The organism is Shewanella sp. Actino-trap-3, from assembly GCF_002836275.1.
Taxonomy (GTDB): domain Bacteria; phylum Pseudomonadota; class Gammaproteobacteria; order Enterobacterales; family Shewanellaceae; genus Shewanella; species Shewanella psychromarinicola.
In genome coordinates this window covers 1987671-2012049 of record NZ_PJCE01000001.1, presented here as the reverse complement: position 1 = coordinate 2012049, position 24379 = coordinate 1987671, and the positions used below count along the sequence as shown (strand labels likewise).

The 24379-nt window shown below is 42.4% G+C and carries 19 protein-coding genes; 13 read left to right on the top strand and 6 right to left on the bottom strand.

What is annotated here, in order from left to right:
- Nucleotides 1-289 precede the first annotated feature (289 nt).
- Nucleotides 290-1957 carry an energy-dependent translational throttle protein EttA gene (gene ettA / locus CXF80_RS08570; RefSeq protein ID WP_101032478.1) on the bottom strand — a complete coding sequence of 556 codons (1668 nt, stop codon included), beginning with the start codon at nt 1955-1957 and terminating at the stop codon, nt 290-292.
- A 261-nt stretch (nt 1958-2218) separates the two neighbouring features.
- On the opposite strand from ettA, the gene glyA reads away from it, so the two are divergent.
- From glyA to CXF80_RS08525, 9 genes are all read left to right on the top strand, one after another.
- Nucleotides 2219-3472: a serine hydroxymethyltransferase gene (gene glyA, locus CXF80_RS08565; protein WP_101032477.1), complete on the top strand. Its 1254-nt coding sequence runs from the start codon at nt 2219-2221 to the stop codon at nt 3470-3472.
- Nucleotides 3473-3581: 109 nt separating this feature from the next.
- Complete coding sequence (gene nrdR / locus CXF80_RS08560) at nt 3582-4031, top strand: transcriptional regulator NrdR (protein ID WP_101032476.1); 450 nt, start codon at nt 3582-3584, stop codon at nt 4029-4031.
- A gap of 62 nt (nt 4032-4093) precedes the next feature.
- Nucleotides 4094-5239 carry a bifunctional diaminohydroxyphosphoribosylaminopyrimidine deaminase/5-amino-6-(5-phosphoribosylamino)uracil reductase RibD gene (gene ribD / locus CXF80_RS08555; protein WP_101032475.1) on the top strand — a complete coding sequence of 382 codons (1146 nt, stop codon included), beginning with the start codon at nt 4094-4096 and terminating at the stop codon, nt 5237-5239.
- A gap of 63 nt (nt 5240-5302) precedes the next feature.
- Entirely contained in the window at nt 5303-5962 is a 660-nt protein-coding gene (locus CXF80_RS08550; protein WP_101032474.1) for a riboflavin synthase, read from the top strand.
- A 118-nt stretch (nt 5963-6080) separates the two neighbouring features.
- Entirely contained in the window at nt 6081-7184 is a 1104-nt protein-coding gene (ribBA, locus tag CXF80_RS08545) for a bifunctional 3,4-dihydroxy-2-butanone-4-phosphate synthase/GTP cyclohydrolase II (protein WP_101032473.1), read from the top strand.
- 124 nt (nt 7185-7308) lie between these two features.
- Nucleotides 7309-7785 (top strand): 6,7-dimethyl-8-ribityllumazine synthase, encoded by a 477-nt coding sequence (gene ribH, locus CXF80_RS08540; RefSeq protein WP_011636512.1) that lies wholly within the window; start codon nt 7309-7311, stop codon nt 7783-7785.
- 13 nt (nt 7786-7798) lie between these two features.
- Nucleotides 7799-8203: a transcription antitermination factor NusB gene (nusB, locus tag CXF80_RS08535; protein ID WP_101032472.1), complete on the top strand. Its 405-nt coding sequence runs from the start codon at nt 7799-7801 to the stop codon at nt 8201-8203.
- Nucleotides 8204-8290: 87 nt separating this feature from the next.
- Nucleotides 8291-9247 (top strand): thiamine-phosphate kinase, encoded by a 957-nt coding sequence (gene thiL, locus CXF80_RS08530; protein ID WP_101032471.1) that lies wholly within the window; start codon nt 8291-8293, stop codon nt 9245-9247.
- 9 nt (nt 9248-9256) lie between these two features.
- Nucleotides 9257-9748 (top strand): phosphatidylglycerophosphatase A family protein, encoded by a 492-nt coding sequence (locus CXF80_RS08525; RefSeq protein ID WP_101032470.1) that lies wholly within the window; start codon nt 9257-9259, stop codon nt 9746-9748.
- A gap of 88 nt (nt 9749-9836) precedes the next feature.
- Here the strand turns inward: CXF80_RS08525 and CXF80_RS08520 are convergent, their stop codons facing one another.
- The 5 genes from CXF80_RS08520 to barA form a co-directional block, all read right to left on the bottom strand.
- Nucleotides 9837-10895: a hypothetical protein gene (locus tag CXF80_RS08520; RefSeq protein WP_157822201.1), complete on the bottom strand. Its 1059-nt coding sequence runs from the start codon at nt 10893-10895 to the stop codon at nt 9837-9839.
- A gap of 149 nt (nt 10896-11044) precedes the next feature.
- A complete protein-coding gene (recN, locus tag CXF80_RS08515) occupies nt 11045-12703 on the bottom strand; it encodes a DNA repair protein RecN (protein ID WP_101032468.1) in 1659 nt (552 codons plus the stop codon).
- Between the two features lie 128 nt (nt 12704-12831).
- Nucleotides 12832-13800, bottom strand: coding sequence for an AEC family transporter (locus tag CXF80_RS08510; RefSeq protein WP_101032467.1), 969 nt, complete (start codon nt 13798-13800; stop codon nt 12832-12834).
- A gap of 371 nt (nt 13801-14171) precedes the next feature.
- A complete protein-coding gene (locus CXF80_RS08505; RefSeq protein WP_101032466.1) occupies nt 14172-14768 on the bottom strand; it encodes a YjaG family protein in 597 nt (198 codons plus the stop codon).
- Nucleotides 14758-17598: a two-component sensor histidine kinase BarA gene (barA, locus tag CXF80_RS08500; RefSeq protein ID WP_443019017.1), complete on the bottom strand. Its 2841-nt coding sequence runs from the start codon at nt 17596-17598 to the stop codon at nt 14758-14760. Before barA ends, CXF80_RS08505 begins: the two co-directional genes overlap by 11 nt.
- Before the next feature lie 120 nt (nt 17599-17718).
- On the opposite strand from barA, the gene rlmD reads away from it, so the two are divergent.
- The 4 genes from rlmD to CXF80_RS08480 all read left to right on the top strand — a co-directional run bounded on the left by rlmD (nt 17719) and on the right by CXF80_RS08480 (nt 24135).
- Nucleotides 17719-19086: a 23S rRNA (uracil(1939)-C(5))-methyltransferase RlmD gene (gene rlmD / locus CXF80_RS08495; RefSeq protein ID WP_101032464.1), complete on the top strand. Its 1368-nt coding sequence runs from the start codon at nt 17719-17721 to the stop codon at nt 19084-19086.
- Between the two features lie 183 nt (nt 19087-19269).
- Nucleotides 19270-21477, top strand: coding sequence for a GTP diphosphokinase (gene relA, locus CXF80_RS08490; RefSeq protein ID WP_101032463.1), 2208 nt, complete (start codon nt 19270-19272; stop codon nt 21475-21477).
- A gap of 84 nt (nt 21478-21561) precedes the next feature.
- Complete coding sequence (gene mazG, locus CXF80_RS08485) at nt 21562-22383, top strand: nucleoside triphosphate pyrophosphohydrolase (protein WP_101032462.1); 822 nt, start codon at nt 21562-21564, stop codon at nt 22381-22383.
- Between the two features lie 114 nt (nt 22384-22497).
- Nucleotides 22498-24135, top strand: coding sequence for a CTP synthase (locus CXF80_RS08480; RefSeq protein ID WP_101032461.1), 1638 nt, complete (start codon nt 22498-22500; stop codon nt 24133-24135).
- Nucleotides 24136-24379 lie beyond the last annotated feature (244 nt).

Sequence of the window (24379 nt, the reverse complement as noted above, 5' to 3'; positions counted from 1 at the left end):
AATCGTTAAAACTCGGTAATAAACTGAATTTAATCAGTAAAAAGTAAAAGCAGCTTGGTGATTTATAATGCGGAAGTTATTTTTCGCTTTATAAACAGATTATGGTGTATTGCTCACAATGAATTGACAAAATGTTGCTGTAGGTTGATATTTTTATCGTTTAATCTGAGCATAATCATTCAATACGCTCAAATACAATAAAGCAGAGCGCTTAGGCTCTGCTTTATTGTGTAACATCGTTAGCGGGGCAAAGGCCTGTTTGATAGCCTTTTATTATCCTTAGCTGAGATTACTTATTTAACCGCTTATATTTTAATCGATGCGGTTCTACTACATCGGTGCCTAAGCTATCTTTTAACCAAGTTGAATACTCAGTATAGTTACCTTCATAGAAACTCACTTTACCTTCGTCTCGGTAATCCAGAATATGGGTAGCGATACGGTCAAGGAACCAACGGTCATGTGAAATAACCATCGCACAACCGGGGAACTCTAATAACGCTTCTTCTAGGGCACGTAATGTTTCTACGTCCAAGTCGTTGGTAGGTTCGTCGAGTAATAATACGTTGCCACCGGCTTGTATTAATTTGGCTAAGTGGACTCGGTTGCGCTCGCCACCCGATAAGGTGCCGATAATTTTTTGCTGATCGCCACCACGGAAGTTAAAACGTCCGACATAAGCACGGCTCGAAATTTCAGTATTATTGATCCGCATAATATCGTGGCCGCCAGAAATCTCTTGCCACACGGTATTTTTATCATTCATTGAATCACGGAACTGCTCAACAGAAGCAATTTGAACTGAGTCACCCACAGAAATCGAGCCACTGTCTGGTTGTTCTTCGCCTGAGATCATTTTGAATAGTGTCGACTTACCCGCACCGTTAGCTCCGATAATCCCCACAATGGCGCCCTTGGGAACGGTAAAGGTAAGATCGTCAATCAATACGCGATCACCATAGGATTTTGTTAAGTTAGTCACTTCAATCACTTTATCACCGAGGCGTGGCCCTGGTGGAATAAACAATTCGTTGGTCTCGTTACGTTTTTGGTAATCGTTAGTGTTGAGTTCTTCAAAACGCGCCATACGGGCTTTGCCCTTAGATTGGCGGCCTTTCGCACCTTGACGTATCCATTCTAATTCTTTTGCGATAGTTTTTTGACGAGCACTTTGTGTTGAAGATTCTTGTTGCAAACGGGCATCTTTCTGCTCAAGCCATGAGGAGTAGTTACCTTCCCAGGGGATCCCTTCACCACGGTCGAGTTCTAAAATCCAGCCTGCTGCATTGTCTAAGAAATAGCGGTCATGGGTAATAGCGACTACGGTGCCAGAATACTCTTGTAAAAAGTGCTCTAACCATGCGACGGATTCAGCATCCAAGTGGTTTGTCGGTTCGTCGAGTAATAGCATTTCAGGCTTTTCAAGTAGCAAGCGACAAAGGGCTACCCGTCGACGTTCACCACCGGACAGTACAGCAATTTTTTCATCCCAATCGGGCAGACGTAACGCGTTTGCTGCACGGTCTAGAATATGATCAAGATTGTGTGCATCTTGAGATTGGATGATGGCTTCTAACTCACCTTGTTCTTTGGCTAGGGCATCAAAATCTGCATCGGGTTCAGCATAAGCGGCGTAAACAGCATCTAAACGGATCAATGCATTTTTGGCTTCACTCAGGGCTTCTTCGACGGCCTCGCGAACCGTTTGTTGCTCGTTTAAGCGCGGCTCTTGCGGTAAATAACCAATTTTTAGTCCAGGCATTGGACGCGCTTCACCTTCAATTTCGGTATCTATACCGGCCATGATGCGCAGCAATGTCGATTTACCTGAACCGTTTAATCCGAGTACACCAATTTTGGCGCCAGGAAAGAAGCTTAATGAAATGTCTTTCAAAATTTGCTTTTTAGGTGGGACAATTTTACCCACACGAAGCATGCTGTATACAAATTGAGCCATAATTATACTGTCTAATTGTCAACAAAGATGATGATAATTCTACTGTATTATGAGCTGAACTCAACAGGCAATTGTGTGATTTAATCCACAGCGCTTTTTAGGTCAAAAAGAATGAAGGATCTGGCCACTTGGTGCCATAAACATGAATAGTTTTGTATTCAGAACACAGTGAATTTCATGTTGTTTCTACTGTGAATCATCATCGTTGCAGGGTAGAATAACGCGCAACCCTACTATACAGATAATGATGTTGGAGCTAGCATGTTGAAGAAAGCGATGAATATTGCGGATTATGATCCAGAATTATTTAAAGCCATTGAAGATGAAACTTGTCGTCAAGAAGAACACATTGAATTGATTGCATCTGAAAACTATACCAGTCCTCGTGTGATGGAAGCCCAAGGTTCTCAGTTAACCAACAAGTATGCTGAAGGTTATCCAGGTAAGCGTTACTATGGTGGGTGCGAATACGTTGATGTGATTGAAACATTAGCGATTGAACGCGCAAAAGAATTATTTGGTGCAACATACGCTAACGTACAGCCTCATTCAGGTTCGCAAGCAAACAGTGCCGTATTTATGGCGTTATTGCAGCCAGGCGATACCGTTTTAGGGATGAACCTTGCTCATGGTGGTCATTTGACCCACGGTTCACCGGTTAATTTTTCTGGCAAGCTTTACAACATCATTCCCTACGGTATTGATGAGTCTGGCAAAATTGATTATGACGAAATGGAGCGTTTAGCCATTGAACATAAGCCTAAAATGATGATCGGCGGTTTTTCGGCTTTTTCCGGTATTGTTGACTGGGCTAGAATGCGCGAGATTGCCGACAAAATTGGTGCTTATTTGTTTGTTGATATGGCCCACGTGGCAGGCTTAATTGCCGCAGGTGTTTATCCAACGCCAGTGCCTTATGCACATGTGATAACGTCAACAACCCATAAAACATTAGCCGGCCCACGCGGCGGGATTATTATTTCTGCAGCCGATGATGAAGTTTTATATAAAAAACTAAACTCAGCAGTATTCCCTGGTGGTCAGGGTGGTCCTTTAATGCATGTTATCGCAGGTAAAGCGGTCGCATTTAAAGAAGCACTAGAGCCAGAATTTAAAGTATACCAACAGCAAGTTGTTAAAAATGCCAAAGCCATGGTTGAAGTGTTTTTAGCCCGCGGTTACAAAATCGTTTCTGGCGGTACTGAAAACCATTTAATGTTGGTTGACTTAATTGGCCGCGATTTAACCGGTAAAGAAGCCGACGCCGCCTTAGGCAGTGCCAACATTACCGTTAACAAAAATTCAGTGCCTAACGACCCTCGTTCACCGTTTGTGACCTCTGGTGTTCGTATTGGTACACCAGCCATTACTCGTCGCGGCTTTAAAGAAGCTGAAGCGAAAGAATTGACCGGTTGGATTTGTGACATTCTTGATGATGCATCTAATACAGCGGTTATTGAGCGCGTAAAAGGTCAAGTATTGACCTTGTGTGCTCGATTCCCTGTATACGGTTAATCGTATTTGGATGTCTGTTGATACAGGTTTAGGTTAACCTTGTTCACCAAATAGGATAAACTTTAATGGCCGCTAATTGCTAGCGGCCATTTTTTCTGCAGGAGTCCTAATGCATTGCCCTTTTTGTAGCGCGACCGATACCAAAGTGATAGATTCTCGATTAGTGGCTGATGGTCACCAAGTCCGTCGTCGCCGGGAATGTACCGAATGTCATGAACGTTTTACCACTTTTGAAGGCGCTGAATTAGTCATGCCTAGAGTGATAAAACGCGATGGCACCCGACAACCATTTGATGAAGAGAAACTGCGCGGCGGCATGTTGCGTGCCGTTGAAAAACGTCCGGTTTCTATTGATGACATTGATCAAGCGTTGACAAAAATTAAATCAATGCTGCGCGCGACTGGTGAGCGCGAAGTGGATTCGGAAATGATTGGTAATCTTATGATGGAACAGTTGATGAACCTTGATAAGGTGGCTTACATTCGTTTCGCCTCTGTTTATCGTGCGTTTGAAGATGTGTCACAATTTGGCGAGGCCATTGCTAAGTTGCAAAAGTAATGCTGTGTAATGACCGTTTTTAACGGTTATCATGGCATCTAAGCAATAAGAGATTATCTATCATGTCCAACGGGCCTACTTTTGACACCCAAATGATGAGCCGTGCTATAGCGCTTGCCGAGAAAGGCCGTTATACCACTAGGCCCAACCCCTGTGTTGGTTGTGTCATTGTCTATCAGAATAAGATTATCGGTGAGGGTTTCCATCAGCGTGCTGGCGAAGGCCACGCTGAAGTCAATGCGCTGAAAATGGTGCTTGATAATGGTCATAGCGCTCAAGGCGCCACCGCCTATGTAACCTTAGAACCTTGCAGTCATTATGGTCGTACGCCACCTTGCGCTTCAGGGTTAATTAACGCCAAGGTTGCGCGAGTCGTTGTTGCTGTGACCGATGCGAACCCAGAAGTGTCAGGCCGCGGTATCACCATGTTACGTGAGGCTGGAATTAAGGTCGATGTAGGACTACTCAGCCAACAAGCTTATGATCTCAATCTAGGCTTTATGAAGCGCATGAAAACTAGGCTTCCTTGGGTCACGGTTAAAATAGCCGCCAGTTTAGACGGTAAAACAGCCCTGTCTAATGGGGTGTCAAAGTGGATTACCGGCAGTGCTGCTCGAGCCGATGTGCAAAAATACCGTGCCAGCCACTGTGCATTAATCACAGGCGTTGAAACAATCCTTATCGATGACCCTAGCCTTAATGTGCGCTATGAGGCGTTAGGTGAGTTAACCACTTGCCATACTAAAGATGAAATTTTCCAACCTTTAAGGGTTGTGCTAGACAGCAGAGCGAGACTGACGGCAACACAAAGGTTATTTTCAATTCAAAGTCCTATTTTACTGGTTTCTGGCTGTCAATATTCCCAAAGTGCTAAAGCTGCTTTTCCACAACACGTTTCTTTTTTACAATTAGAATGTGACTCGTCGGGCAGGATCCCATTGTTAGCTTTGCTAACGTATTTAGGCCAGCATACTAATTCTGTTTTAGTCGAAGCGGGTGCGACCTTAGCTGGGGCGTTTGTTGCTCAAGGCCTCGCCGATGACATTGTGCTTTATCAAGCGCCAAAACTGTTAGGCAGCCATGGACGTAATATGTTGCAGTTACCCGATTACAGTGCCATGGAGCAAACGCCTGCATTGCAATTAATTGATGAGCGCAACGTTGGACAAGATAAGCGTTATATCCTCAGATATAATCAACCCTATTAATGTGGCAGTTGTTTAAGAAAAACCTGAACAACTGCAAAGTTTAAAAGCAAAAAGTGAGTCATTATGTTTACTGGGATAATCGAAGCCCTTGGTACATTACGTAAAATTGATCGCAAAGGTAACGATATCCGCTTAACCGTTGCCAGCGGCAAGTTGGATTTAACCGATGTAAACCTAGGGGATAGCATTGCCACAAATGGTGTGTGCTTGACCGTTGTTGAGCGTTTAGGCGATAGCTACGTTGCGGATATATCGGCTGAAACAGTTGAATTAACAGGTTTTAGTCGTTATCAAGTTGGCCAAAAGGTTAATCTTGAAAAAGCCGTTACGGCGACCACGAGATTGGGCGGACACATGGTCAGTGGCCACGTTGATGGCATTGCAAAAATTGAGCAATGTGCTTACCGAGGCAAGGCACTTGAGTTTTGGTTATCGGTACCGGTTCAATTAAGTCGCTACATTGCTCACAAAGGATCGGTCACCATTGATGGCGTTAGTTTGACCGTCAATGAAGTTGATGGAACTCGTTTTAGATTAACCATCGTGCCTCATACTGCGGGTGAAACCACGCTGGTGGATCTCAAAGTTGGTGACAGCGTGAACATCGAAGTGGATTTAATTGCCCGCTATTTAGAGCGTTTAATGCAACCTGATGCTAGCCATGCACAGCCGTCATCGGGTGTGACAATGGAATTATTAGCTAAGTCTGGTTTTTTGCGTTAATCGCTCCAGGCATAAATATTTATACCCAATGATTATGTACAAGACATTATTCAAAATAACAAATACAAATTGATTTAATTATTTAAAATCAAAAAACTTAATAGAGAAAGGTCTGACAATGGCGCTACATAACATAGAAGAAATCATTGAAGATATTCGTCAAGGTAAGATGGTTATCTTGATGGATGATGAAGACAGAGAGAATGAAGGCGATTTGATCATGGCCGCTGATAAAGTGACGCCTGCTGCAATCAATTTCATGGCAACCTATGGTCGCGGATTAATTTGCCAAACCATGACCAAAGAGCGTTGTCAGCAGCTTAACTTGCCTTTAATGGTTACCAACAACAATGCGCAGTTCTCGACTAACTTTACCGTATCAATTGAAGCGGCGACCGGGGTCACAACCGGGATCTCAGCTCATGACCGAGCCGTGACCGTTCAAGTCGCTGTTGCCAAAGATGCCAAAGCCTCTGATTTAGTACAACCTGGGCATATTTTTCCGTTAATGGCACAAGAAGGCGGGGTATTAACGCGTGCTGGCCATACTGAAGCCGGTTGCGATTTAGCGCGCTTAGCTGGCTGTGAACCTTCAGCTGTGATTGTTGAAATTTTAAATGAAGACGGCACCATGGCGCGCTGTCCTGATTTAGAAATATTCAGTCAAAAGCATGGGATTAAAATCGGTACCATTGCAGACCTAATTGAATACCGTAACACCAACGAAACCACGGTTGTACGCGAAGCTCAATGTAAACTACCGACTCGTTTTGGTGATTTTACTATGGTGACATTTAGAGACACTATTGATAATCAATTACACTACGCATTGGTTAAAGATGAAGTGAAGCCTAATTGTTTAGTGCGTGTGCATTTGCAAAACACCTTTAACGATTTACTGCATTCTGAGCGAGATCAAACACGTAGCTGGCCATTAGAAAAAGCCATGCAACGCATTGCTTTAGAAGGTGGCGTATTGGTGTTACTGGGTAACGTTGAGCATTCAAGTCAGATTCTGGCAAAAGTGAAAGCGTTTGAGGCCGAAGATAATGGCCAATCACCAGCAGGAGCCATGTGGCAAGGAACATCACGTCGTGTTGGCGTCGGCTCGCAAATTCTGTCGAGTCTAGGTGTCAGTACAATGCGCTTATTAAGTTCGCCAAAGCGTTACCATTCCTTGTCAGGTTTTGGTTTAGAAGTAACGGATTATATAGCTGAATAATTTTGGCTTATGGTAAATTTAATAATTTCATTAATTGCATAGCGCTCAGGGCTTTCGGCTGTGATATCATAGCGCCTCTTTTTTGCCCCGAGCGGGGTGCTTTAGCTAATTTAGGTAAGATAGAATGAACGTAGTTCAAGGTAATATCGAAGCGAAAAATGCCAAAGTGGCGATTGTAATATCGCGATTCAATAGCTTTTTAGTTGAAAGTCTGCTTGACGGTGCAATAGACACATTAAAGCGTTTCGGCCAGGTCAGTGACGACAACATTACTGTTGTTCGAGTGCCTGGTGCAGTTGAATTACCGCTTGCTGCAAAACGTGTTGCTGCAAGTGGAAAGTTTGACGGGATCATTGCATTAGGTGCTGTCATCCGTGGCGGTACACCTCATTTTGAATTTGTTGCTGGTGAATGTAACAAAGGTCTTGCACAAGTTGCATTAGAGTACGATCTTCCTGTTTCATTCGGTGTATTAACTACAGATACCATTGAGCAAGCTATTGAGCGTTCAGGTACTAAAGCAGGTAACAAAGGTGGCGAAGCTGCCCTTAGTTTGCTTGAAATGGTTAATGTACTGCAACAACTAGAACAACAGCTGTAATAGTAGGAAAAGTATGAAACCTTCAGAGCGCCGTAAGGCCCGCCGTTTAGCCGTTCAAGCCATTTATTCATGGCAGTTAAGTAAAAACAAAGTTGCTGACGTAGAACATGAGTTTTTAACTGAACAGAACACTGACGGTGTTGATGTCGCTTATTTTCGTGAGCTATTAACCGGTGTAGCATCAAAAATATCGCAAATTGATGAGCTGTTAAAGCCACATCTTGATCGTAATTTTGAAGAAGTGTCACCAGTAGAAAAAGCCATTGTGCGTCTGGCAACTTACGAGTTGACCTTCCGTAAAGATGTGCCGTTTAAAGTGGCTATTAACGAAGGTATCGAGTTAGCGAAAGCGTTTGGTGCTGAAGATAGTCACAAATTTGTCAACGGCTTGCTTGATAAGTTAGTGAAGCATAAGTAACACCAGAACGGTATCTTCGGATACCGTTTTCATTTGTTATTAATTGTTTCAAAATTAAGGTGGACGGTTTACCGTACCAGACTGAATGTGAAAGAATTTCAACTCATCGAACATTACTTCCGCAATAAAGGTCAAAAAAGGCGCGATGTTGAGTTAAGCATCGGCGATGACTGTGCGTTAGTGAATCCTGCGGACAAGAAATCTTTAGCAATTTCTTGTGATACCCTTGTTGAAAATATCCATTTTTTAGCAGACATTCCAGCTCATGCTTTAGGTTATAAATCGCTAGCGGTTAACCTTTCTGATCTTGCCGCAATGGGGGCAGAGCCCGCTTGGTTTACTTTAGCACTGACGTTACCCTGTGTTGATGAACCTTGGTTAGCCCAGTTCAGTGCCGGCCTTTTTGATATTGCTGAATATTATGGTATTGCACTCATTGGTGGTGATACCACCCGTGGTCCGCGCAGTATCAGCATTACGATTAATGGCCAAGTCCCTAAAGGAACAGCATTAACCCGTGCAGGTGCAAAAAGAGGAGACTGGATCTATGTGACGGGAACCTTAGGTGATTCAGCCTTAGGCCTTGATATTATCAGAGGAGTTAAAACCGTTAACGCTGAAGATAAACAATATCTGATTAACCGCCATTATTACCCAACGCCTCGTGTGTTGGCAGGTCAAGCACTACGCACTCTCGCCACAAGCGCTATCGATTTGTCTGATGGCTTAATGTCTGATATTGGACATGTGTTATCGGCATCGAAAGTCGGCGCCATCATTGATGTGGATCTAATTCCTTTATCAAACTCACTTAAAGCCAATCTTAGTCGTGAAGATGCATTAAGTTATGCATTAACGGGCGGTGAAGACTACGAACTTTTATTTACTGTGCCAGAGTCACAACGCGGTGCAATTGATACCGCGCTAATTCATGCTGGGGTGAAGTTTGTTAAAATTGGTCAGATCAGCGCCGGCGATAAATTAAAACTAGTAGAAGATGGGCAAGTATTTACCCCCATTTCACGTGGCTTTGTGCATTTTTAATTGAGTACTATGAGACTATTAACCCAAGATAAATTCGTTAAAAAACTGTCTTTAGCCCACCCAATTCATTTTTTGGCATTAGGCTTTGGCAGCGGTAAAGCGGCCAAAGCGCCGGGTACCTTTGGTACCTTAGCCGCAGTGCCCATAGTGTTGCTCATGCAGCAGTTAAGCTTAACGAATTACCTCATCATCACCTGTATTAGTATGCTTGCTGGATTCTATATTTGTGGGAAAGCGGCCAGAGATATGGGTGTACACGACCATGGCGCTATTGTGTGGGATGAAGTGGTTGGGTTGATGATCACCATGATTGCCGCGCCTTTAGGTTTTATATGGTTAGCTCTCGGTTTTGTATTATTTCGCTTTTTTGACATTATAAAGCCATGGCCTATACGTTGGCTTGATGCCAAAGTGCATGGTGGTTTTGGGATTATGATTGATGATGTATTGGCGGGGATCTTTTCGTTAATCGGTGTGCAATTAGCGGTGTATTATCTATAAGAGCCTTAAAGCATTTAATATGTCAAAAGCGCACGTTGCGATGTTTGACATATTTAGACTCTCGATTTTAGTTTAATTATAATTTTATTTATTGAGTCACTATTAAATTTGTGCGCAGCTGTTCTATTTCATTGTTCATATTGATGAACTGTAACTTAAGATTTCTTTCGTAATTAGCACAACTTAATATTTTACCTACAGGGTTGTAGCGTAAATGCCATAATTGCTGTAATTTATTGTCGTTAGAACAATAACTTGGTTGTTTAAGTGTGTGAGAGGGGTTTGTGGATATCGGTTCTTTTACCAAGCTAACAATAAATTCAGCCATGAGATTATCACTGTCAATGGGGTTAAAAAAAGTATCAGCTAACCATTTCTCATAAAATGGCACCGTCTCTTCCTGCGCATCCGTTATCATTTTTTGCATCGTGTTATGAGCAAACTGCCATTCACCAGAAAATACTCTCTCAAAATCGCTATTAGTTAATTCGAATGGCGTTTGCCAAGTAGTGACTCTCTGTAGAACTGCCGTATCGAGTGTTCTAGCTAAAGTGCTGGCAAAGTTAAGTTGAGATTTGATTACGCTAACGGCAATCATATGGTTGAATATAGAGCGAGATGAGTGATAAACCATATTCCAGAATTGAGCATCTTTATTTAAAAATGTTAACAAGGCTTCATTCACGTTAGGGTTAGAGGACCCGTCAAGGTTTATTAAAACGGTAAGTTCACTGATTGTTCGTAATTTAAGTAGTGGCGCCCATTTAAAAAGATTTTCAGGTGTTAAATACTGAATATCTTCTTGCCAATAAGGCATTTCAATCAGCTTTCTATAATGGGTTGCATCGGTTTTGTGTGCATGAATTGCTTGTAAAATACTTTCGTTATTCTTTTCAAGAAATTCATTACAGGTTGCCACATCAGTTTGATAACACGATTTTTTGTAATCGCGTAGTAGTTGATCTTCCTCATCATTGAAACTTAATGTAGTGGCCACTTCTTTAGTCGTTACATCCTGAAAAGTGCCGATAAAAGTTTGTAAATATACAAAACCATTTTCGCTTGGATCGATAGGCTGTTGCTTTAGCCAGTTTTCAACTAATAGCGTGTTAGGTGACTTTGTTCTGTCTGTTGCATTAATGGCCACTAAACAGACAACAATAAAGACCATTAAGCTACATATTAGCCCGACAAAAACACCCAAGCCCTTTATTACTTTCAGCATTATGATTTATCCGTAAATCTATGTTAATTTTACGTTAACATATTGATTTGCTTTTTATAAGTGCATAACGATTATTGCAACAACTCACGGGCATTAGCCAAGGTATTTTCGGTAATGACATCACCACCTAATAAGCGCGCAAGTTCATTCACCCGTTGATCTTTATCCAAGGCCTGCATGGTGGTTTCTGTACTACCTGCTTTATTGAATTTGTTGACAAACATATGCTGATGACCGTTACCCGCCACTTGTGGCAAATGAGTAACACACAATACTTGAGTCGACTCGCCAAGGCTGCGTAACATACGGCCAACAACCGAAGCGGTAGGACCCGATATGCCCACATCCACTTCATCAAAAATAAGCGTCGGAGTGGCGACTTTTCTGGCGGTAATCACCTGAATGCCTAAGCCAATGCGTGATAGTTCGCCGCCTGAGGCTACTTTTGAAATAGGTTGTAAAGGTTGGCCGGGATTAGTGGTAACCATAAACTCAATTTGGTCGCAACCATTTAAGCTGATATTAGTTGCTTCATAGTTAACCTGAATATGGAACTTGCCCTTAGGCATATTCAATTCATGAATTGACTGAGTGACCAATTTATCGAGTTCTTTAGCATAACGGCTACGACTTTGACTTAGTTTTTGTGCATTGGTTAAATAGGCATTTCTGGTGGCTTCAAGTTGCTGTCTTATACCATCTAATTTAGTTTCGTCGTCAGCAAGTTCGGCCAATTCACTCATCAATGCTTGATGATGTAGCGCCAACTTATCAGCACTCACATGATGCTTACGCGCCAATTGCATTGCCGTTGAAAGGCGTTTTTCTAAATAGGCAAAATGTTCTGGATCAAGCTCTAAACTGCTTAAATAACTTTCAATTTCGCTAGCGCTTTCTTGTACTTGAATTAACGCATCGCTGATCATAGTGCCGATAGGAGCAAGGGATTCATCATAGCCTTGAAGCGTATCAGCAATACTGGCCACTTTATTAAGCAGCGATTCTATATTGCCTTCATCACTTTCGGTCAATAAATGTAAACCAGCTTGGCAACGTTCAATTAAATCTGTGCCATTGGCTAAGCGTTTGTGTTCTTGTTCTATTTCATCAAATTCTTCCAAGCCTAAGTTGAACTCATTAAGCTCTTCTACTTGATATTGCAGCAGCTGTTGACGCGAAATGCGTTCGTGCTGAGCTTGCTCAAGATGCTTTAGCTCGTTTTCCACTTGCTTGCAGCGCTGATAGCTGGCACTGACGGCATCAAGTAACAACTTGTGGTTAGCGTAGCTGTCGAGTAAGGCTAACTGATGATCATTTTTGAGCATGGCATGGTGAGCATGTTGGCCATGAATGCCTATCAGGAGTTGACCAACGGCTTTTAATTGCGAAACCGGGACCGGATTACTATTAATATAGGCTCTAGATCGGCCATCATTATTAATGGTTCGACGTAAAATACATCCATCTTCAGCATCAAGATCGTTATCTTCAAGCCAGCGTTTAGCTAAAGGGACATCGTGGAGCGTAAACCGCGCGCTCACTTCAGTTTTCGTTGCGCCGGGTCTGATGGTATTGGCATCACTGCGATTACCAAGACATAACCCAAGGGCATCGATAGCAATCGATTTACCTGCACCGGTTTCTCCGGTGATGCTTGTCATACCGGCTTTAAAGTCGAGTTCTAAAAAACGCACGATAGCAAAATTATTGATGCTGAGTTGGCAAAGCATAATGAATCCCTGTCAATGAAGCGACTGAACCACTGTATTGATAAACAGTATATACTGTTTTTATATACAGTAAAGTGGTTGGCATAAAAATATCACTGATTATTTTATCGCCTTAACTCGGTCAATTATCAAGCATATGATTTTAAAAGTGTTTCTATTATAGGCAAACTAATAAAAGTGACTAATGTGCCATATAAAATCCCTTGGGCACTGCCATTGGCATTAATTTGGTATCGGTCTGCCAATAAATACACACTTGCTGCAGTTGGTAAGGCTGCTAACAGGACTCCCATAGTCAGTAACTCGTGTTCTACGCCGAAGAGTTTCAGTAATCCAAAGGCAATAAGGGGCTGAATAATTATCTTGAGTAAGTTGATTAAACTCAGTTCTGCAATCAAGCTAAGACTGAACATGTTCGTGATTGACTGATGCCGTAACGCTTTGGCAAGTACCATTCCGATGGCAAACAGTGCACAAGGACTGGAGGTGTTTCCCACTTGGTGCAGCACTAACGCCAGGCTAGCGGGTAAGGTGATATGAAATGCCGATAGGCCTATACCAATAAGACTGCCGACCACTATCGGGTTTTTATACAGTGCATTAGCCATGATGATGATGGCATGGTCGGTTGATTGTTTATTACGGCTGGCCAGTTCAATAGAGACTAAAGCAAACGCGAACATGAACACCGACAGCAAGCTGGCAATCGCTGCGGCCACTAATGCCATTTTGTGACCTGGGAACAATAGGCTCAGCAATGGAATACCAATAAATGCAGTATTGCCAAACGTGGCGTTTAACGCGCGCATTGCGGCAACCGCTTGCTGCTTAGGCTTGCACCATAGTGATACGCCAATGACCAGCGCATAAGTGATGATCATCGCCAGGCTAAAGCCACCAACAAAGCCCCACTGAATAATATCTTCAATGTGAGTTTCAGCTAAAACAATGAGTAAAATCGCTGGGAAGGCTATGTAATAGACAAATTGATTGAGGATCAGATCGGTGTCTGGTGGTAAAAGTCTCAATTTCTGAATGATACTGCCGAGAAGCATAATTATAAATACAGCGATTAGCGGGGTAAGAATACTGGACATTCCTCGCAATTCCTTAGCAAAGTGATAATAAGATCACTGTACTGCTTTTTGATAGCAGGATGCAATTAGGCTAAAGTTAAACGAGCGTTTATTTTTGATTTTAAGCTAAAACAGGCCTTTAATACTTTTGATTGTGGCAATATTGCTCATTCAGCGTAAAAAATCACTAAAAAAGTTACTTGTTTTCTTCGATGCGATAACCGTTCTACTAATAATCACCGCCGAGCTTAATGACCGATCATTCACGTCCAGTTATCGGTTTCTCTATGTGGGTTGCTGCCGCTGAAACTGTGATAAAAAATTTTGGCTATGACGCTCAATAAAAAGCCTGGAATAGTTTCCAGGCTAAGTAAAATCTATTGATAGTATTGCTATAGACTAATGCCGATATTAGACACACCCGTTTCGATAATATCTTTACGTAAACCTTTAACCAACTCGATGTTGATCTCAGGATTGGCTTCGATAATGTCGAGTAACATACCTTGTAATTGTTTTTCTTCTTCCATTACTGGGTGTGAAAACACAAATTCATCCAGCGCTTCATCCATTAATGATTCCTCACTAATAGCCTCAATGTAGTTAGCCACAGTACTTGATGATAACTTACTGATATTAGTAATATCTTCTTCAATTTTTCCGTCTATTGCACCCATTAAAGTGGCAATGGCCACTGCAGCATCCATGGCGGGATAAGCACCATAGGCTTCAAATTGGCTTGGATCAGGGGTGTTTTCATCCAGACGTTGCAAATGCACATCAATATTGAATTTAAGCTTTTTGTCATATTGGCTTTGCCATAATAACTCTAATGCCGTGCTTAGGACCTGTGGTTGGCCAAACTCACAGACTTCAGAAAACAGTTGGTAGTTGGGCAGCATTCGTTGGCACAGTGCGAGGGCAAAAAGCTGCTTTTGAGGTAACGATAATGCCTTTAGGCGTTTAAAAAAACCGGTTTTACTGGTCATGGGGTACATCCACTGATAGCTGGTTTATTACTTGATTTGCTGCCGATTCTACCTTAGTTAACTCATCAAGTAACTCTAGTATTTCAGGTTCTAAGTCATCGATGTCAATTTTATGCTTTAATCCTGACTCAATATCCCTACACAGCTTTTGTGTTGTCGGTACGCCGCAATAACATGTTGCACCATGCAGCTTATGTACGGCTTGGAGTAATGTCTGTGCGTCTCTGGCTATGAATGCTGTATCGATAGCGGCTGTTGTTTCGGGTAATGAATGAACCAACATCTTTAACATATCTAAGGCTAAATCTGTTTTTTGGTTCGCTTGGGTTAAACACAAATCCCAATTTAGTACATGGGAATCAAAATGGGTCAATTGTGGTTTAGTTATCCAGCGGCTAATCACCCCTTTTAGTGATAGTTCATCAATGGGTTTGGGTAAAAAACCATCCATACCACTGGCTAAAATATTGTTACGCTCTTCGGCGATAGCGTGTGCCGTTACTGCAATGATGGGCGTATTACGATTGAGTGATTCTGAGCGTATTTGCTGGGTTGCGCTAATGCCGTCAGTTCCAGGCATTTGAATATCCATAAAGATTAAGTCAAACGCTTGTGCCTTAGTTTGCTTTATCGCATCGTCGCCATTATTGACTGTGACCACGTTCTCAACTAATTCTTTGAGTAAAGTATCAATTAACTTTAGATTGGCCATATTATCGTCAACGGCTAATACCGATGCTTTCAGGCGTGGCGATGGGTCTGGGCTAATCAGTTCAGGGAGACGCACTGAAGTTGAAGGCACCGGAGGATAGATTAAATGATGTGCTAGGGTAAAATCGCTGACCGGAGTGTTGAGTAATACATCTGCATTGGCTTTGAGCACATTGATGATCATGTCTTGATTTAAACAGTCATGCAATAAAATAAGGCAGTCGGTATGCTGCCTGGCTTGTTGCAAGAAATGGATAAAGACCGTATTGTCCGCAAAACCATGACAGCTCATGATGATGTAATCAAACTTGCTGGTTTTACTTTGTAATACTGATGTGAGGTTTTCTAGATTTGCAACATTAGTGATAATTAATTGCCATGACACTAAGCGGCGATTTAATGTATCGCGGGTTAATTCCCGAGGCTCATACAACAATACTGATTTATGTTGCAATACATCAACGGTAAGTACTTCACCAATTTCGAATTGACTGATCCCAAGCGGCAGAATAAACCAGAAATTTGAGCCTTTATTTGGCGCAGAGGTAAAGCCTATTTGGCCACCCATTTGGTTAATTAAGCGTTTGGTGATCACCAAGCCTAGTCCTGTGCCGCCAAAGCGGCGTGAGATAGATGAGTCGGCCTGGCCAAATGCTTGGAATAGATAATCTTGTTGGCTTTCATTAACACCAATACCGGTATCGATAATTTCGCAGCGTAAGGTGATGTTATCTTCGTCTTGACCCACCAAGTGTATCTTGAGTATTACGCTGCCCTTGTCGGTAAATTTGATAGCGTTACCGACTAAGTTGGTAATAATTTGACTGACTCTCATCGCGTCACCACTGACGCTCTCTGGCACATTTGCGTCGATGTCGATAACCAGTTCTAGGCCTTTCTCTTGGGCGCTACCAGCAATAATCGTCAAGGTTTCTGTGAGTGTTTCACGCAGTGCGAATGGCATTTTCTCTAATACCATTTTACCTGCTTCTAGTTTCGAGAAATCGAGAATGTCGTTGATAATGCCAAGTAAGTTACTGGCACTGCGTTCAATGGTTTTAATGTAGTCGAGCTGGCTGGTATGCAATGGTGTTTTGAGTAGCTGCTTTGCAAATCCAATGACGCCATTAAGTGGTGTTCGTAACTCATGGGACATGTTAGCTAAAAATTCAGATTTTATACGGCTCGCTTCAAGGGCCCGTTTTTTGGCAATGTCGAGCTCAACGTTTTGAATTTCAATCTGTTCAAGGGTTTCACGTAAATCTGAGGTGGCTTGATCAATGTTTTGCTGCATTTCATCGTGATATTCTGACAATGAGCCTGCCATTGCGTTGATGCCTCGTTTAAGCAAGTCAAGTTCACCAATTAAGTTGCCTTCTAGGCGAGTATCAAGCTTACCTTCACGGATTTTGGCGACTACACGAACCATTTCTGTAATGGGGTAGTTAACGTGTTTGACTAAGCGAAAGGTAAAAAACAGGTTAAATTGTACGCCAATTAATACGATAATAAACGCGGCGATTGCCGCTCGATGTTGCTCGAGCAGGGCGTTTTCCTTATTCAGTAATACTGAAATGTATCCTAATATCCGCTCTTGTTGACTGTTGTAAATGGGCTCTACGGTATCATTGACTGAGGAATTGTTATCGATGTTGCCATCACTCGGGCGATTCATACTGGCAACCGGTTTTGGTTCTAAGCCAGTATGAGATATTATTGGCACACGAATGACTAACGTATCGCCAATTGTTTCATTTTCTGTCCCGAGTAAGTTTGCCAAAGCTTGTTTGTAGCGCATAGATTCAAAATCTTTGTGGTAGTGCGAGGTCACAAAGAGTTGGTTTTCGGCATCAAAAACCGCAATAGAGAGGATCAATGATGCGTTGTTAATTTGCGATGCGGCGAGTATACGTTTAGTGGATTCACGATCTTGATTAATAATACTAAATTCACTGGCAATCGCTAACGGTTCAACAATATTGCTGCCTTTTTCAATTAAGGTTTGTTCTAATTCATAAAAGCGGTTTATCGTGAAATAACTTCCAAGTAGAATACCCACTACGATAGTGGGTGCTAACGCAAGTACCAGAACCCAAGAGCGTAGGCTATATTTGGTCATATTGTTGGCACTTTTCATGGTAGTTAGGTGTGTCCCTATTACTAAATCGTTGATATTGCGTCTAGACTGCCAGATATGGCGCACTCTTGACTAGTTTTTTATTCAATACCTGAGGCCGAAATGGCACAATTTTTCCAAGCAAAACCGAACAAATCTAAGCAATTATCAGCAAAGCTCAGCCTCAGCGTGACTCAACTTGACCATTTAGGTGCGGGCATAGCGCAACATCAAGGTAAAATTGTGTTTATTCCTGGTGTGCTGCCAGGAGAGACGGCCACAGTACAATTTGTGGAACAAAAGAAAAGCTATGCTAAGGCCAAGTTAATTGCTATTGATGTGGCATCTGCTCATCGAATCACCCCTCATTGTCCTCATTATCATCAATGCGGCGGCTGTGATTTACAGCATATGGACACGAATGTGCAACGCGATCATAAGCAAACTAGCTTAGTTGATCTCATCAGCAAGCTGTCCAGTGCTAAAACCATTGAAGCCGATATCATCGCAGAACCTTTAGTGGGAGAGGCGTGGCATTACCGTCGACGTGCCAGATTGGCAACATTATTCGATAAAAATTCTCAGCGGCTACAACTTGGATTTCGTGCAGCAAATAGCAATAAAATTGTCTCTATTCAGCAGTGCCCTGTATTAGCAGAGTCTTTATCCGCGTTAATTACCCCATTGGCGGTTAATTTAAATCAACTCAAAGCTAAGGCTAGTTTAGGGCATGTTGAACTTACCCAAGCCGATAACGGTAATTTTGCCGTATTAAGAGTCACTAAAGTCTTGCCAGCATCCGATATTCGTTGGTTAACGGGCTTTGCTGAAAAACATCAACTTAACTTATTATTGCAAGATGATGCTGGTCAATTGACGCAATTGTATCCGTTGTCACAAGCCAATGATGATTTAGTCGCGTTACCTTATTATCATCTTGCACAGGAATCGGTTCGCTGCTCGTTCACGCCAGGCAATTTTGTTCAGGTTAATGGTGCTATTAATCAGGCCATGGTGGATCAAGCCATTGAGTGGTTAGCCCCTCAGGCTGGCGAGCGTATTCTAGACTTGTTTTGTGGTGTCGGTAATTTCAGTTTACCCTTAGCTCGACGAGCTGCAGAGGTTATAGGTGTCGAAGGTGTACCTGAAATGGTGCAACAAGCTAAACAAAATGCTATTGATAACCAGTTAGATAATGTCACCTTTCATCATGCTGATTTGAGTGCCGATTTATCGACACAAACCTGGCTAGGCAAAATTGATAAGCTGTTACTTGATCCTGCTCGAGCAGGAGCCTTTGAAAGTTTACAATGGTTACAGAAAATGCAACCTAAAAAAGTGGTCTATGTTTCATGTAATCCGGCAAGTTTAGCCCGCGACAGTAGTGTATTATTAGCCAATGGTTATCGTATTGCCCAAGTGGGTTTAGTTGATATGTTCCCGCAGACACACCATATTGAAGCGATGGTGTTATTTGAATTAGATAAATAAACATCAGTTTTAGCCATACACGATAGGTATGCTAAAAATTTTTTCAACTGAGCACTATTGAATTGACAAAACAATGTAGATTTTCAAGATAGGCCGTTTAGTTGTTGTTAACACCATGTCTGCACCGATTAGAGTGGATACTATGGTTGAATATCAGTCGGTCATGCGGCTAAGGAAGGGTTCATGGTATCTGTTCGCGAAGCACATTTTAATACGCAAGCATTCCATCTAGATGAATGGGTGGCTCGTTATCTTGTCGATAAAGATGACGCGCAAACCTTATTGGAATTGATCCAGCATGTTGAGGCCTTACCGGTTAAAAATAAACTGGCTCACACCGAGTTGCTGGCACGTGCACGTGAAATGATTGAAATTCTTGCGCCGCTGAATATGGACATTGAAACGCTGCAAGCCGCAGTGTTGTTTTTGCTCTTGGATGCTGGCGTTCTCAATGAAGAGCAAATTATAGCGCAATACGGTGATAATCTTGCCAAATTAGTCGCCAGCGTCGTGACCATGAATGCCATTGGGGCGTTAAAAGTCAGTAAAAACTCACGTGATGCTGAACCGCAAATCGACAATATTCGAAAAATGCTATTGGCAATGGTTGAAGATGTTCGCGCCGTAGTGATCAAATTAGCCGAACGAGTGTGTTTACTGCGCGCGGTAAAAAATTCCGATGAAGAAACTCGGGTGTTGTTAGCGCGTGAAATTGCCGATATCTATGCACCATTAGCAAACCGTTTGGGGATTGGCCAGCTTAAGTGGGAACTTGAGGACATTTCTTTTCGCTATTTACATCCAACGGTTTATAAAGACATCGCCAAACAACTTGATGGCAAGCGTGTTGATCGTGAAGTGTTTATCGACAAATTTGTGACCCAGTTGCAACAGCGTTTAGACAGTGATGATATTCGCGCTAAAGTGTACGGTCGTCCTAAGCACATTTACAGTATTTGGCGCAAAATGAAGGGCAAAGATCTTAAGTTTGATGAGCTTTTTGACGTTCGAGCTGTACGTATCGTTACCGACAGATTACAAGATTGCTATGGTGCATTAGGGGTTGTACACGACCTTTGGCATCATATTCCGCGTGAGTTTGACGATTATGTCGCCAATCCAAAACCTAATGGATATCAATCTATTCATACTGTGGTTGTTGGGCCTGAAGGCAAAACAGTAGAAATTCAAATTCGTACCGAAGCGATGCATCAAGACGCTGAACTTGGGGTCGCTGCGCATTGGAAATACAAAGAAGGTGCCAGTACCACCAAACAAACGGGTTACGAAGAAAAAATTAATTGGCTGCGTAAAATTTTACAGTGGCAAGAAGATGTGGCCGAAAGTGGTAATTTGGTTGACGAAGTCCGCAGTCAAGTCTTTGAAGACCGAGTGTATGTATTCACGCCTAGCGGAGAAGTCGTCGACTTACCGTTAGGCTCAACTGTGCTCGATTTTGCTTACTATATTCACTCACAAGTGGGTCATAAGTGCATTGGCGCCAAAGTCGATGGCCGCATTGTACCATTCACTTACCAAGTTGAAACCGGTGAGCGTATTGAAATTATCACCTCAAAAACCCCAAACCCTAAACGTGACTGGCTTAATCTTAATTTAGGTTATATAAAATCATCCCGTTCGCGCTCAAAAATACAACATTGGTTTAAACAACAAGACCGCGATAAAAATATTGCCGCGGGTAAAGAGATGCTTGAGTCTGAATTAGCCCGTGTAGGTTTAAAAGTTAAAGACGCAGTCGTGGCGGTTGAGCGCTTTAATTTAAATTCAATGGATGACATGCTGGCTGCCATCGGTGGGGGAGACTTACGCTTAAATCAAGTGGTTAACTTTACTGACACCTTAATTCATAAGGTAGAAGACACTGACGAAGACTTACTTGAAGATATTATAAAGAAAGCGTCAAATAAACCTAAAAGATCGAGTAAAGGCCAAGTTGAAGTCAATGGTGTGGGTAATTTAATGAGCCACATTGCACGTTGTTGCCAACCGGTACCTGGCGATGAGATTTTTGGTTATATTACTATGGGACGGGGTATCTCTGTGCACCGCAGTGATTGCGAGCAAGTAAAAGAGTTAATGCGCGCTCATCCTGAACGTAGCGTGGATGTCATTTGGGGGGAAAACTACTCTGGTGGTTATCGTATCCGCGTAAGAGTCCTTGCCAATGATCGCAGTGGTTTACTGCGAGATTTAACCACAGTGCTTGCAGCAGAAAAATCCAATGTGATGGCCATGAGTTCATCTTCTGATGTTAAAAGCCAAACAGCCACCGTAGAGCTTGAACTTGAGCTGTATAATTTAGATGGTTTATCACGAATTATCGCGAAACTGTCGCAAGTTGATGGTGTTATTGAATCTCGTCGATTATAAATAACCTCATGTATTAATTGAACAGGCATCTACTTATTAGGTGCCTTTTTTTATTAGGTTTCACTCCCAAAAAAGGCCCTTTCTATGGCAGATATTCAATCGTTACTGACCATCATGCAGCAATTACGCAATCCTGATTCTGGTTGCCCTTGGGATCTGGCTCAAGACTTTGCCAGTATAGTGCCCTTTACATTAGAAGAGGCTTACGAGGTCGTTGATACGATTGAGCGACAAGCATGGGAGGAATTACCTGATGAACTGGGTGATTTACTGTTTCAGGTGGTGTTTTATTGTCAACTGGGGCAAGAGCAAGGTAAGTTTGATTTTTCCACCGTGATTGAGCGCATTAGTGATAAGTTGATTCGTCGTCATCCGCACGTGTTTACCCAGCCAGAAACCGAAGCGACTGTGGCAATCACCAATACCGATGATTTAAGCCACGCGTGGGAAAAATTAAAAGGGTCTGAACGTCAGCAAAAACAACTGCACTCCGCGTTAGATGATATTCCCCAAGCATTACCTGCGCTAACCCGATCACGAAAAATTCAACACCGAGTCGCTAAAGTCGGTTTTGATTGGGCAGAACTGGCCCCTGTGGTTGCCAAAGTACATGAAGAAATAGATGAAGTGCTGGTGGAGGTGAGTAAACGGGATCAAAACCCTGATTTCTATCAGCCTAGGATTGTTGATGAAATGGGTGATTTGCTATTTGCCGTAGTCAATCTCGCCCGTCATTTAAAGGTTGATCCTGAGCAAGCTCTACGCCAAGCCAATCAGAAATTTGAACGTAGATTTCGAGGTGTAGAGCAGCACGTAGCTGAAAACGGCAAACCTATAGAAAACCATACTCTGGACGAATTAGACCGGTACTGGAATGCGGTGAAACAAGATGAAAACGCAAATTAAGCTAAAATTAGCGCGTTTAAGTTTGTCGAAACGAGGTGGCTTTGCTATAATATCGTCCCATCCTAGTGCTTTCTTACAAGCACGTTTTTTTCCAATATATTTCTCAGGTTCAGCATGACTACAAGGTATATCTTCGTTACTGGTGGCGTTGTTTCATCACTAGGTAAAGGCATTGCAGCAGCTTCGCTGGCGGCAATTTTAGAGGCGCGTGGCCTCAATGTAACCATTATGAAACTTGACCCTTATATTAACGTCGATCCGGGTACCATGAGTCCCACTCAGCACGGTGAAGTTTTCGTCACTGAAGATGGTGCTGAAACCGATCTCGACTTAGGTCATTACGAACGTTTTATTCGCACCAAAATGAATCGCCGCAATAACTTTACTACTGGCCGTATTTACGAAGAAGTCATTAGTAAAGAACGTCGTGGTGATTATTTAGGCGCAACGATTCAGGTTATCCCTCATATTACTAATGCCATTAAAGCAAGAGTGTTAGCCGGTGGTGAAGGCCATGATGTGGCGATTGTGGAAATCGGTGGCACTGTAGGTGATATTGAATCATTACCGTTTCTTGAGTCTATTCGTCAATTAGGTGCAGAGCTAGGACGTGAACGCACGTTATTTATGCATTTAACCTTAGTGCCATTCTTAGGCGCTGCAGGTGAAATTAAAACCAAGCCAACTCAGCACTCTGTTAAAGAGTTACGCTCTATTGGTATTGCTCCGGATGTACTGGTTTGTCGCGGCGACCGTGCGGTTCCAGCAATTGAAAAAGCCAAAATCTCGCTATTCTGTAATGTTGAAGAACGGGCGGTTATTTCATTAAAAGACGTAGATAGCATCTATAAAATCCCTGCATTATTACGCTCGCAAGGATTGGATGATCTGGTTATCAAACGTTTCAACCTCGATTGCAACGAAGCCGATTTGTCTGAATGGGAACATGTTATTTACCAAGAAGCGAACCCTAATGGTGAAGTGACCATTGGTATGGTTGGTAAATACATTGAACTACCTGATGCCTATAAATCAGTTAACGAAGCATTAAAGCATGCGGGTATAAAAAACCGTGTGACTGTCAATATTAAATACATTGATTCGCAAACGGTTGAAGCCAAAGGCGAAGAAGTGTTGCAAGGCCTAGACGGTATTTTAGTCCCAGGTGGCTTTGGTGAGCGTGGCATAGAAGGTAAGATTTTTGCTGCTAAATTTGCCCGTGAAAACAAACTACCTTACTTTGGTATTTGTTTAGGCTTGCAAGTGGCGTTAATTGAATTTGCACGTAATGTTGCCGGTTTAGAAGGTGCACATTCAACGGAGTTTAATCAGCAGACTCCACATCCAGTGGTAGGGTTAATCACTGAATGGATTAACGATGATGGCGATATTGAACAGCGTCATGAATCGTCTGACTTAGGTGGCACAATGCGTTTAGGCGCACAGCTTTGCCATTTGAAAGAAGGCTCTAAAGCTGCAATAGCTTACAAGTCAAATACTTGTGTTGAACGCCATCGTCATCGTTACGAAGTTAACAACAATTATATTGAGCGTTTAGAACAAGCGGGCCTAATATTCAGTGGATTGTCTTCTGATCGTAAATTGATTGAGATGATTGAGCTTGCTGATCATCCATGGTTTGTTGCGGGTCAATTCCATCCAGAATTCACCTCAACACCGCGCGATGGGCATCCATTATTTGAAGGGTTTATTGCCGCTTCTTATGCGTATCAAAAACGCGACATCGTTTAATCAACAAGCCGTTAATGCATGCATTAACGGCTTTTTTATTCAAAATGCTTGCGCGAGATCAAATAATCGCACCTATGATCTCAAACGAGAGTGAAAACTAAGTTGAAGCAAAGTCCAATTAGATTTATCCTAAGCACAAATCGAATTTAAATTACAAAACTGAAAGTTATATACCAATAAATCTGCTTTTCTGAGTGTTTTATGCTTTTGTATTGGTATTAACTTTTTATTTCTTTTAATTTTT

Bases quoted from the DNA above. Each gene is read 5' to 3' on its own strand.
- ettA (WP_101032478.1), bottom strand. From the start codon at position 1,957: ATGGCTCAATTTGTATACAGCATGCTTCGTGTGGGTAAAATTGTCCCA.
- glyA (WP_101032477.1), top strand. From the start codon at position 2,219: ATGTTGAAGAAAGCGATGAATATTGCGGATTATGATCCAGAATTATTT.
- nrdR (WP_101032476.1), top strand. From the start codon at position 3,582: ATGCATTGCCCTTTTTGTAGCGCGACCGATACCAAAGTGATAGATTCT.
- ribD (WP_101032475.1), top strand. From the start codon at position 4,094: ATGTCCAACGGGCCTACTTTTGACACCCAAATGATGAGCCGTGCTATA.
- CXF80_RS08550 (WP_101032474.1), top strand. From the start codon at position 5,303: ATGTTTACTGGGATAATCGAAGCCCTTGGTACATTACGTAAAATTGAT.
- ribBA (WP_101032473.1), top strand. From the start codon at position 6,081: ATGGCGCTACATAACATAGAAGAAATCATTGAAGATATTCGTCAAGGT.
- ribH (WP_011636512.1), top strand. From the start codon at position 7,309: ATGAACGTAGTTCAAGGTAATATCGAAGCGAAAAATGCCAAAGTGGCG.
- nusB (WP_101032472.1), top strand. From the start codon at position 7,799: ATGAAACCTTCAGAGCGCCGTAAGGCCCGCCGTTTAGCCGTTCAAGCC.
- CXF80_RS08525 (WP_101032470.1), top strand. From the start codon at position 9,257: ATGAGACTATTAACCCAAGATAAATTCGTTAAAAAACTGTCTTTAGCC.
- recN (WP_101032468.1), bottom strand. From the start codon at position 12,703: ATGCTTTGCCAACTCAGCATCAATAATTTTGCTATCGTGCGTTTTTTA.
- CXF80_RS08510 (WP_101032467.1), bottom strand. From the start codon at position 13,800: ATGTCCAGTATTCTTACCCCGCTAATCGCTGTATTTATAATTATGCTT.
- CXF80_RS08505 (WP_101032466.1), bottom strand. From the start codon at position 14,768: ATGACCAGTAAAACCGGTTTTTTTAAACGCCTAAAGGCATTATCGTTA.
- barA (WP_443019017.1), bottom strand. From the start codon at position 17,598: ATGACCAAATATAGCCTACGCTCTTGGGTTCTGGTACTTGCGTTAGCA.
- rlmD (WP_101032464.1), top strand. From the start codon at position 17,719: ATGGCACAATTTTTCCAAGCAAAACCGAACAAATCTAAGCAATTATCA.
- relA (WP_101032463.1), top strand. From the start codon at position 19,270: ATGGTATCTGTTCGCGAAGCACATTTTAATACGCAAGCATTCCATCTA.
- mazG (WP_101032462.1), top strand. From the start codon at position 21,562: ATGGCAGATATTCAATCGTTACTGACCATCATGCAGCAATTACGCAAT.
- CXF80_RS08480 (WP_101032461.1), top strand. From the start codon at position 22,498: ATGACTACAAGGTATATCTTCGTTACTGGTGGCGTTGTTTCATCACTA.